The organism is Blautia luti, from assembly GCF_013304735.1.
Classification (GTDB): Bacteria; Bacillota; Clostridia; order Lachnospirales; family Lachnospiraceae; genus Blautia_A.
The window spans coordinates 1-10,079 of sequence record NZ_JAAITI010000012.1 but is presented as its reverse complement, the minus strand read 5'-3'; the positions used below and the strand labels follow the sequence as shown (position 1 = coordinate 10,079).

The 10,079-nt window shown below is 43.3% G+C and carries 11 protein-coding genes; all 11 read right to left on the bottom strand.

What is annotated here, in order from left to right; translation table 11 throughout:
* Positions 1-159: 159 nt before the first annotated feature.
* Positions 160-567: an HI0074 family nucleotidyltransferase substrate-binding subunit gene (locus G5B06_RS08365; protein WP_148444840.1), complete on the bottom strand. Its 408-nt coding sequence runs from the start codon at positions 565-567 to the stop codon at positions 160-162.
* Positions 539-820 (bottom strand): nucleotidyltransferase family protein, encoded by a 282-nt coding sequence (locus G5B06_RS08360; protein ID WP_173762549.1) that lies wholly within the window; start codon positions 818-820, stop codon positions 539-541. The genes G5B06_RS08365 and G5B06_RS08360 overlap by 29 nt, the downstream gene beginning before the upstream one ends.
* Before the next feature lie 26 nt (positions 821-846).
* Positions 847-1,020: a DUF4250 domain-containing protein gene (locus G5B06_RS08355; protein WP_148444842.1), complete on the bottom strand. Its 174-nt coding sequence runs from the start codon at positions 1,018-1,020 to the stop codon at positions 847-849.
* A 187-nt stretch (positions 1,021-1,207) separates the two neighbouring features.
* Positions 1,208-2,902, bottom strand: a complete 1,695-nt coding sequence (locus tag G5B06_RS08350; protein WP_330606704.1) for an alkaline phosphatase family protein — start codon at positions 2,900-2,902, stop codon at positions 1,208-1,210.
* Positions 2,827-3,204: an alkaline phosphatase family protein gene (locus tag G5B06_RS19390; protein WP_330596930.1), complete on the bottom strand. Its 378-nt coding sequence runs from the start codon at positions 3,202-3,204 to the stop codon at positions 2,827-2,829. Before G5B06_RS19390 ends, G5B06_RS08350 begins: the two co-directional genes overlap by 76 nt.
* A gap of 15 nt (positions 3,205-3,219) precedes the next feature.
* Entirely contained in the window at positions 3,220-3,678 is a 459-nt protein-coding gene (locus tag G5B06_RS08345) for an ABC transporter ATP-binding protein (protein WP_294411640.1), read from the bottom strand.
* Positions 3,632-3,850 (bottom strand): hypothetical protein, encoded by a 219-nt coding sequence (locus G5B06_RS08340; RefSeq protein ID WP_173762552.1) that lies wholly within the window; start codon positions 3,848-3,850, stop codon positions 3,632-3,634. The genes G5B06_RS08345 and G5B06_RS08340 overlap by 47 nt, the downstream gene beginning before the upstream one ends.
* Positions 3,851-3,868: 18 nt before the next feature.
* Positions 3,869-4,636 carry an ABC transporter permease gene (locus tag G5B06_RS08335; RefSeq protein ID WP_173762553.1) on the bottom strand — a complete coding sequence of 256 codons (768 nt, stop codon included), beginning with the start codon at positions 4,634-4,636 and terminating at the stop codon, positions 3,869-3,871.
* A gap of 341 nt (positions 4,637-4,977) precedes the next feature.
* Positions 4,978-7,560, bottom strand: a complete 2,583-nt coding sequence (gene clpB / locus G5B06_RS08330; RefSeq protein WP_173762554.1) for an ATP-dependent chaperone ClpB — start codon at positions 7,558-7,560, stop codon at positions 4,978-4,980.
* Positions 7,561-7,849: 289 nt separating this feature from the next.
* Positions 7,850-9,073: a tyrosine-type recombinase/integrase gene (locus tag G5B06_RS08325; RefSeq protein ID WP_055303816.1), complete on the bottom strand. Its 1,224-nt coding sequence runs from the start codon at positions 9,071-9,073 to the stop codon at positions 7,850-7,852.
* A gap of 224 nt (positions 9,074-9,297) precedes the next feature.
* Positions 9,298-9,492, bottom strand: a complete 195-nt coding sequence (locus tag G5B06_RS08320; RefSeq protein WP_055303792.1) for a hypothetical protein — start codon at positions 9,490-9,492, stop codon at positions 9,298-9,300.
* Positions 9,493-10,079: the final 587 nt, after the last annotated feature.

Below are 10,079 nucleotides of genomic sequence, written 5' to 3'. Positions count from 1 at the left end.
TTTTACACTTTTTTAAGATTTATAGTTTCTTTTATCACCAATTAAAATCTGTCAATTGATTTGCCAAGCTAATTTATTTTCTTCTGTTTTTCCTATTTTTCGCATAAAAATACCCGCTTCGGAATTGTACTATCCGAAACGGGTGCTTCTTTCTGTTCTCTATATATTGTAAAACAATGAATCCACTTTTCTCTGAAATTCTTCAAATTTTCCAATGTATTCGTCAACTATGATATGACAGTATTTTTTCACAATAACTCCGTCATAATCATGTGCCAGCTGATTACGGACTTTCAGCATATCCATCCATTCATCGCCCTGGATCAGCTCTGCCTTAAACGACTCTCTCAAAACTTCTCTTGGTGATCCTGCAACAAAACCGGTGATCGCATAATACTGAACCAGAATATCTTTCATTACTTTCCAGGCAAGATCAAAGGTAATGCTGAATTTCGCACTTGTACCACTTAATACAAAGGAATCTTCCATATCACGTTGTCTCGCCTCAGTTAATGAAGCAAGAGAATTTTTAAAGGATTCATACCTCTTCGTAAATTTTTCGTCCATACTGCTCTATATCCTCCAACAGCAACTGATTTTCACAGGTGTCCAGATCTACCAGATCTATCGTATATAAAGTCGGGATATCCTCGATCTCTTCCTGAAGTTTTTCCATATCAGAAACCCCGCATACAGCAATATCTATATCACTTCTATCCCTCGCAGTCCCCTTAGCTCTGGAACCGAAAAGAATTACCCTTGAAGCTCCATTTCTCCTGCATATCTCTGTTATCTTCTGAAAAACTTCTTCTAATATCATCGTCACCTTTTCCTGTTCCTGATTTTTTATACAAACTGATTCACAGCCGGATCATAAGCATAATCGATCATATCGAGCTTATCTTCCAGTTCTTTTCTGTCAAGCCCTCTGTCCTCGCAGAAAGCGTCCAGGGATCTGTAAAAATCCCTCAGCTGTGTATTTACGTAACTTAAAAGCATTACCGGGTCCTTTGGTATCATAATCTGTTTCCATCCTTTTTATCTGATATTTATAAATCATTTTATTATTTTCTGACAGCCTGAAAGCCGCCATTTATGAAGTATCAGATTTACTATCTTACCAAATTTTCCTTTTGTCAAGAGCCAGGACGAAAAATCTCTTCAGGATCTTTTATTTCTTTAATATTTGATAAACTGGCGCGCCCTCTCACTGTTCGGGCTTTCGCACTCCGAGGATTTCCGCAATGGTAGGCGCCACATCTACCTGCCGGATCACTCTGTCCGTGATCGTTCCTTCTTTAATATCCTCCCCTGCTGCCAGAAAAACAGGAGTAACTGACGTCTGTGCATATCCTTCGGCAGTCGATAATCCATCTCCATGAAGCCGGTTAAAACCTTCATTGATCGTAAAAACAATATCGCCGCACTCTGCACCGCCAAGTCCCAGCACAACACTGTCCTTATTTCGCATGGCAATTCCCACCACACGCTTTCCAGTTGCCTGATCCCTGTAAGAATAGAGATCCGAAATGATCTGTTCCTCCAGATCATACTTGTCCTTCTCCTCTACAATTCCGTATTTATCTCTTCCTTTCAGATTGATATAAATATAATTGCTTCGTATCTGAATCGCTCTGGTCTTCTCCCAGTCGATCTCATCCACCGGATTTCCGTCCGCATCCTTCTTTCTCACAGTATATCCAAGCTCTTCCATTACCCCCAGATTCAGTCCTCCATATTCACCCAGGATCGGTGGAACATTCTCGCCCACCAGAAGTCCATGATCCGACACAATAAAAATATCCCAGCCATTGTCCAGATATTCATAAAATTCCCCCAGATACTCATCTGTCTGTTCATAAACTTTCTCGATCAGTTTCTGATAGAACTTTTCATCAGTATGTTTCCATGGTTCCAGAGTTTTTGCCAGATGCCAGAACTGATGTCCAGCACAATCCACATTATGAAGATGGGAAAAAATAATCTTATAATCCTCCCTGTCGATCAGATACTTTAAGCTGTCTGCCTGCCACTTATTATAAATTTCCCAGGAGGGCAGAAAGATTTCTTCCGCCAGTTCTTCATCCTCGCCACCGATCAGGCTGACCGGCGGTACCGGTCCAACATTCTCTGTCACATTTTTGTACAGACTTTTGGGCTGCCATAACGTATCATTTTCCACATCCAGTGCATTGCTGACCCACAGTTTTACCCTGGCTCCATCCGGAGTAAGTGTAAGAAGTTTCCAGGAACGGCAGGCTTTTTTTGTTCTTCCATTCTTTACCGCATCGTCCACGATCCCACTCTTCATTTCTCCGGCCTTCAGTTCCACAAGAAATCTTTCTGTTGCTTTGCTCTCGTAGATCTGCACTCTGTCATATATTCCGGCTTCTCCTTTCAGGATCAGCGCCGGTCTTTTTATTTCTCCCTTGCAGAGAAGAACTGTAAATTCCAACGCATTCTCAGGTGCCTGCTTCCACCCTTCTGCCGGTACAACAGGCGAAGATACCATATCATAGGCAACCTTTGCCCCGATCATCATCTCCGTATCATCCAGGTCATGGACATATGTACGGATTTCTTTTCCTTCCCGTGCTTCATCGCCCCACCACAGTTCCATCATCTCATCGTCTTCATCACCGGCCTGCAGTGCGGAAAGATCATCGATCACACATCCAACGCCCTGTTTTCGCTCCACCTTTGGAAGATACTCCGCTTTTTTTATTCTTGTAGATGCGATCACCACCTTCTCCCAGTCCATCTGGGCAATTCCCATATTTACGGAACCTGGCTGGGTTCCATCTACCACATGGAGATTTTCACTTTTCAGGGACGGCGGCCATGAAGAACCCGGCCAGTGCCATACCAGTGTCTTTTTCCTTCTTTCGCAGTTACATTCCACAGTTGCTCTGCCTTGCAGAATCTGGAGTCCATATTATAGACTACAGCATCCAGAGAATCCGGAGACTGTCTCCAGTAACAGGTGATTCCGTGGGTTCCCGGATAAGCTCCGGTTGCTAGTGTTGTCCAGCAGGGCGGAGTGATCGTCGGGATTGCTCCCAGCATATCCAGTCCTGTTCTTGCAGCTCCCCTCTCAAGGTATTTTTTTATATTTGGAAGTTTTCCCTCATCCAGAAATTTCTTTGTGATCCTGGAATCCATTCCGTCGATTCCAAGCACCAGTACCTTTTTATCCCTGCTCATTTTTATGCCTTCTTTCTAGCCGAATTGAATCAGTTTTTCTGCTTTTTTCTCTTCGTCATTCTGGATCTGTCCGATCAGCTTCTGGCGAATCTTCCAGTATTCCTTTGTCTGTCTCAACTGCTCATAATCTATATTTTCATATTTGTTCAAAGGATTTTTATAATCTGAAACGATCCGTCCCGGATTTCCCTGCATTACGACCAGGCGCTTTCCGAGCAGCAATGCCTCATCCACATCATGGGTGATAAACAGAAACGTGCTTCCTGTTTCCTCCCATATTTTCCGTATATGCTCCTGCATTTTTTCCCTTGTCAGCGCATCAAGGGCACTGAACGGCTCATCCAGCAAAACAAACTCCGGCTCTGTTGCCAGCGTTCTTGCAATGGCAGCTCTCTGCTGCATACCACCTGAGAGCTGGTGAGGAAGCTTATCTTTTGCCTCTGTAAGTTCTACAATTTCCAGATAGTGTTCCACCTGATTCTTTTGTAAGCAGCTCTCCATTTGGTGATTCCCAGTATCCTAATGTAATCTTTTTCGGTGTATCATTATCTTTTGCCTGTACTTCTTTGAAATTTCCTCCCGCAAACACAGATGTTATAACCAGTGCTGCAGCTGCCGTCGCAGTTAAAATTCTTTTTATTTTCATATTTTTTCTCCTTTGTCTTTATATTGTTTCCTGCCACGGCATTGCTTTTCGAATCAGAAGCTTGAGTCCGCCGTCAATCAGCAGTGCAATTCCTCCCATAATAAAAATCCCTGCATAGACCGTTGCGTACTGGATATATTTGCTGGCATCCAGCACCATCCACGCAAGTCCAGATGCAGATGCGATCATTTCCGCTGCCACCAGCGTTGCATAGGAAACACCAACAGCTGTACGAAGTCCGGTAAGGATATCCGGCAGAACGGATGGAAGGATCACATCCCGGAAGATCACGAAATTTCCTGCTCCCAGGGATCTTGCTCCATTGATCCGGTCCTGCGGCACCTTCTGAACTCCAAACACGATCTGAATAAATAATGGAGCAAATCCGCTGAGAAACAGAAGCATGATCTTTGACCCATCGCCGATTCCCATCCAAAGTACGATCAGCGTATTATAAGCCAACGGCGGCAGTGCCCGGTAAAACTGGATAAAAGGATCTACCGCTGCCAGGATCTTACGGTTCATTCCACATGCGATCCCAAGAGCTGTTCCTACGATAAACACCAGCAGCATCGCAATTCCAAGTCGTCTCATGCTTGCAGCTATATGGTACATAAGGGGATAGCCTTTATAGCCGTTTTCCCACAGATTTCGGAAAGCATCCAGCACATCTTTTACCGATGGAATAAAAGTAGGATTAAAACAGTTCAGCGCACTTCCCACAATCCACACTCCCAGTACTGCTGCTACGGAAAACACTGAAACTTTCATGTAATTCTTCTTCATTGCTTTTCACATCCTTTTCTCTGATCTGTCTCCGATTATAGTTTCCCATATATTTTTCCTCAATAAAGGATTCAGAAATCGTTATCAGTTTTCAGACTGTTCGGAACTGTTTTCCAGGATTTTTCATGTAAAATCTGCCTCTTTTTCAGAGTTTTTCAGGATTTTGTGAAATCGTACTCATTCAGACTACATCCTAATTTTCAGGCATTTTACATCCATTACTATCCATTTTTACATAAAAAAAGAACTGCCCGATCCTGATCTTCATCCTGAAACGGATTTTTCATCAGAACCGACAGTTCTTTTCACGGTCAATCTATCTTAATTTTATGGAGTTATTTTTATTTTGTGCTGACAGTAAACTCTCCGTCTTTCACATCCAGCACAATGGTATCTCCGGCATGTACATCACCGGAAAGGATCTTCTTAGCTGTCAGTGTCTCCACATAATTCTGGAGATAACGTTTCAGCGGACGCGCACCGTAAACCGGATCATAACCATTGTCCACTACCATCTGTTTGGCAGCATCTGTAAGCTCCAGGGAAAGTTCCTGGTCAGCCAGACGGTCACTGAGTTCCTTTACCATCAGATCAACGATCTTGCCAATGTTATTCTTGGTCAGTGGCTTGAACATGATGATCTCATCCAGACGGTTCAGAAACTCCGGACGGAAATGTCCACGGAGATCTCCCATAACCTGCTCCTGTGCTTCCGGTTTGATATCTCCTTTCTCGTCGATACCGTCAAGAAGATACGGAGAACCAATGTTGGAAGTCATGATCAGAATGGTATTCTTGAAGTCAACAGTACGTCCCTGAGAATCTGTGATACGTCCATCATCCAGTACCTGCAGAAGCACATTGAATACATCCGGGTGAGCCTTCTCGATCTCATCGAAAAGAACAACACTGTACGGTTTTCTTCGAACAGCCTCTGTCAGCTGACCGCCTTCCTCATATCCGACATATCCTGGAGGCGCTCCGATCAGACGGGACACGGAATATTTCTCCATGTACTCACTCATATCGATACGTACCATATTCTGCTCATCATCAAACAGTGTGGCAGCCAGAGTTTTGGCAAGCTCTGTTTTACCAACACCGGTTGGTCCAAGGAACAGGAAGGAACCGATGGGCTTGGTCGGATCTTTGATTCCTGCTTTGGAACGGAGGATCGCATCTGTTACAAGTCGTACACCTTCATCCTGTCCTACTACACGTTTATGAAGCTCATCTTCAAGACCGAGAAGTTTGGTTCTCTCACCTTCCGTCAGCTTGGTTACCGGAATACCGGTCCATCTGGAAATGATACGGGCGATCTCATCATCTGTAACAGCCTCATGTACCAGGCTTCTGTCACTCTCTTTAACCTGTTTCTCCTCAATCTCCAGCTGCTGCTGAAGCTTCGGCAGCTCGCCGTACTGCAGCTCTGCTGCTTTCTCCAGATCGTAGTTCTGTTTCGCCTTCTGGATCTGTTTATTGATATCCTCGATCTGCTCACGTAATTTCTGAAGCTTCTCTACGGAATGTTTTTCATTGTCCCACTGTGCTTTCTGGGTATTAAAAGCATCTCTCATTTCTGCCAGTTCCTTCTGCAGTTCTGCCAGACGCTCTTTGCTTAAGTTATCTGTCTCTTTTTTCAGGGCAGATTCCTCGATCTCCAGCTGCATGATCTTACGTCTCTGCTCATCCAGCTCTGTCGGCATGGAATCCAGTTCTGTCTTGATCAGCGCACATGCCTCATCAACAAGGTCGATGGCTTTATCCGGAAGAAAACGGTCTGTAATGTATCTGTGTGAAAGTGTGGCAGCTGCAACCAGGGCGCTGTCTGTGATTTTAACGCCGTGGAATACTTCATATCTCTCTTTCAATCCACGAAGGATAGAAATGGTATCTTCTACGGTCGGCTCATCTACCATAACCGGCTGGAAACGACGGGCAAGTGCCGCATCTTTTTCAATATACTGACGGTACTCATCCAGAGTTGTGGCACCGATACAGTGCAGCTCACCTCTGGCAAGCATAGGCTTCAGCATATTTCCTGCATCCATGGCACCATCTGTCTTACCGGCACCGACGATCAGATGAAGCTCATCGATGAACAGAATGATCTGTCCTTCGCTCTTCTTCACTTCCTCAAGTACTGCTTTCAGACGTTCCTCAAACTCACCACGGTACTTGGCACCTGCAACCAGTGCGCCCATATCCAGAGCAAAAATCTTCTTGTTCTTCAGGCCTTCCGGTACATCTCCGGCTACAATACGCTGTGCCAGTCCCTCGATGGCTGCTGTTTTACCAACACCAGGCTCACCGATGAGAACCGGATTGTTCTTGGTCTTACGGGAAAGGATACGGATAATATTCCGGATCTCCGCATCACGGCCGATCACCGGGTCCAGCTTCTGATTCTTAGCTTTCTCCACAAGATCCTCGCCGTATTTATTCAGCGTATCATAAGTTGCCTCCGGGTTGTCACTGACAACTCTCTGGTTTCCTCTGACTGTAGACAATGCCTGGAGAAAACGCTCTCTGGTGATTCCAAACTCATTGAATATCTTCTTCATGCTCGGGCTTGGATTACTCAGCATGGAAAGAAACAGATGCTCAACAGAGACATACTCATCTCCCATAGCCTTCGCTTCATCCTCAGCACTGACCAGCGCTTTGTTCAGATACTGACCAAAGTGAAGCTGTCCACCGGAAACTTTAACCTTAGCATCCAATGCTTTCTTCACTGTGTCAATAAAATATTCCTTCTGGATCTCCATCTTCTCGATCAGTTTGAGAATCAGGCTGTCCTCCTGTGTCAGCAAAGCATACAGAAGGTGTTCCTCCTCGATCTCCTGATTGCCATATTCATAAGCAACCTTCTCAAGATCCTGGACAGCCTGCATGGATTTCTGTGTAAATTTACTGATATTCATAGGCTTTCCTCCTATTCTATGAAAAGCACTTCCAATACTCTCATATCGGAAATGCTGTGGTTTTTTCTTGTTCTAGGAGAAATATAACACTATTTGTTAGCACTGTCAAGAGGTGAGTGCTAATTATTTTGTGAAGATTTTGTGTAGCCTTGATTTTACGGGCTTCACAGGGATTTTTCACTTGCTTTCGCACTCGATTTTCTTGATTTGACCACATTTTTACGACAAATTCTTGGAAAAATATATTCGTCTGATTTTCTTACCACATTTTACGACAACGACTTATGGTTTATACCACAGCAGGTACGGTTTCTGGCAGGTTCATTTTGGACATCTCGTTCTCCACATGAGACTTTTCTGCAATATGATTATAGACATTCATTGTAATCTGTGCATCTGAATGGCCCATCACATACTGCATAACTTTGGGATTGACGTTATTCTCACCCAGTCTGGTACATCCCGTATGACGAAGGGTATGCGATGAAATAGGAGGCATCAGCTCCGGCTCTCTCTTCTCTTCTTCTGCCAGTTTGCTTTCTTTCTTATTATAGGCATTGACAATATTTTTCAGAAAGCTGTTCACTCCCGCCGGCATGATCGGACGCCCATGCTTTGTATTGAAGATGAATCCACTACGTCCACCGATCTCCACATTACTCTGCAAACCAAGCATCAGATTCAGTTCTCTCTGCTTACGGAACGCATCATATACCATCTGTGTCATAGGAATGTCTCTGATTCCTGCATCCGTTTTGGTTTCTGAATCATGGAAACAATATCCTTCATCACCTTCATAATACACAAGCTGTCCACCTACATGAATCTCCCTGTTCTTCATATCCACATCTGACCAGGTTAAGCCGATAGTCTCACTCACTCTCAGGCAAGCTCCAAACATAACCTGCATCATTGGAAGATGAGGCTTATACACATTACTCTGTTCAACAAACTTCAGGAGTTTTTCCTGCTGTTCCAGTGTCAGTGCTTCTTTCTCCTTTGCCGGAGCCCCATAATCTCCAAGTGTTCCAGTTACCGGATTCTTACGGATAATCCCGTCTTCCACTGCCAGTTCAAAACTGGGATTCAATAAACCATAAAGACCTTTGATCGTACTGTGTGCCAGTCCTTCATCTGACAATGAGGAAAAGAACGTCCTTACGTGAGATGTCTTAAAATCTACAACACGAATATTTCCTAAAGTATTTCGTATCCGGTAGTCCCACATACGGATATAATTCTTTTTCGTTCTTTCCTTGATATTCTTTGTTGCCATGTATCGCTCAAACAACGTATTTACAGTCAGCTTCTTGACTGATGCGTCTGTAATAAGCAGATCATCCATATCCTTATTGATCTTCTTTTCCATTTCTCGCAGACTCACCAGATCAGCTGCATAAACCGAATTACGCTTTCCGGTAATTTCATCCTTGTAACGATACTCATAACGTCCATCCGGGCGCTGGTATTCACCTGTTTTTAAATTTCTGCCTTTATTATCTTTTCTTGCCATATCAATCATTCCTTTCACTTCATTTTTCGTTATTCGGAATGATTTTTGTCCTGTCGGTATCAGTCATTTACTGCCTGATATCTGCTCACAGATTAACATAATATTTTATAATTTCCAAGGGTAAATTCCTGCAAAATGCTAATTTTTATTTGCCTTTTTTATAGGAATATTTTTCACTTTTCATTCCGAAGGAAAGTTGTTGTATTTTATCCTCTCATCTTTCATTACACTGCCATTGCATCAATATATTTTTTTATCTTATCCACGTTATAAAGAACACGTCTTCCAACAATCACTCTTGCTTCTGCATAGTCTGCAATTTTCTTTGCAGTTACTTCTCCGCAGGATAACATTGCCATTAATCCTTCAATATCTACCGTCAGACGGTTTTCAGCCTTATACTCTGTTGTTTTTCTCATGATGCACATACCTCCTTTCCTCCGTATTCTTCTGCATCACCTCCCAGACAGCGGTTATGCCCGTTGTCAGTACACTCTACTTTTTGTTTAGACTTCTTACAATGATTTTCCATTCCGTTCGGCGTGTTGGCTTCCATTTGTATATGGCGGTGTCAACGTTACAATTGACCTCTATCAGAAATCTTTCTGAATACTGGCAGCTTCTTCTCAAGCATACCAGCCGTTGCCGGAGTATCTTCGGTTTCCACATACTACTCTCTGATACAGCGATGGAATCCTGTGTTACCTTTAAGCCCCGAAAGGCACCCATACAGCTCATTCAATTTTCAAGGTTCAACAATCAAAAGTTTTGTAGGTATACATTTTTGTACCTATTTCGATTTAATGCCATTATATCCCCAGTTACTGCTAATGTCAATAGCACTTCATGTGTTTTAGGTTCTTTTTTGTACTCTTTTTCATTGATTTTCTGCCAGCTTGTGTTATAATATGGACAAATAGTTATTCATTTCTTGATTTCACTATCTTTAACGGATGTTTATCAGGACTAATGCAGAGGTGACTTTATGAATTTTAATCTGAAACTA

Excerpts from the sequence above, each read along its gene's own strand:
- G5B06_RS08365 (WP_148444840.1), bottom strand. The coding sequence starts at position 567 with ATGGACGAAAAATTTACGAAGAGGTATGAATCCTTTAAAAATTCTCTT.
- G5B06_RS08360 (WP_173762549.1), bottom strand. The coding sequence starts at position 820 with ATGATATTAGAAGAAGTTTTTCAGAAGATAACAGAGATATGCAGGAGA.
- G5B06_RS08355 (WP_148444842.1), bottom strand. The coding sequence starts at position 1,020 with ATGATACCAAAGGACCCGGTAATGCTTTTAAGTTACGTAAATACACAG.
- G5B06_RS19390 (WP_330596930.1), bottom strand. The coding sequence starts at position 3,204 with ATGAGCAGGGATAAAAAGGTACTGGTGCTTGGAATCGACGGAATGGAT.
- G5B06_RS08340 (WP_173762552.1), bottom strand. The coding sequence starts at position 3,850 with ATGAAAATAAAAAGAATTTTAACTGCGACGGCAGCTGCAGCACTGGTT.
- G5B06_RS08335 (WP_173762553.1), bottom strand. The coding sequence starts at position 4,636 with ATGAAGAAGAATTACATGAAAGTTTCAGTGTTTTCCGTAGCAGCAGTA.
- clpB (WP_173762554.1), bottom strand. The coding sequence starts at position 7,560 with ATGAATATCAGTAAATTTACACAGAAATCCATGCAGGCTGTCCAGGAT.
- G5B06_RS08325 (WP_055303816.1), bottom strand. The coding sequence starts at position 9,073 with ATGGCAAGAAAAGATAATAAAGGCAGAAATTTAAAAACAGGTGAATAC.
- G5B06_RS08320 (WP_055303792.1), bottom strand. The coding sequence starts at position 9,492 with ATGAGAAAAACAACAGAGTATAAGGCTGAAAACCGTCTGACGGTAGAT.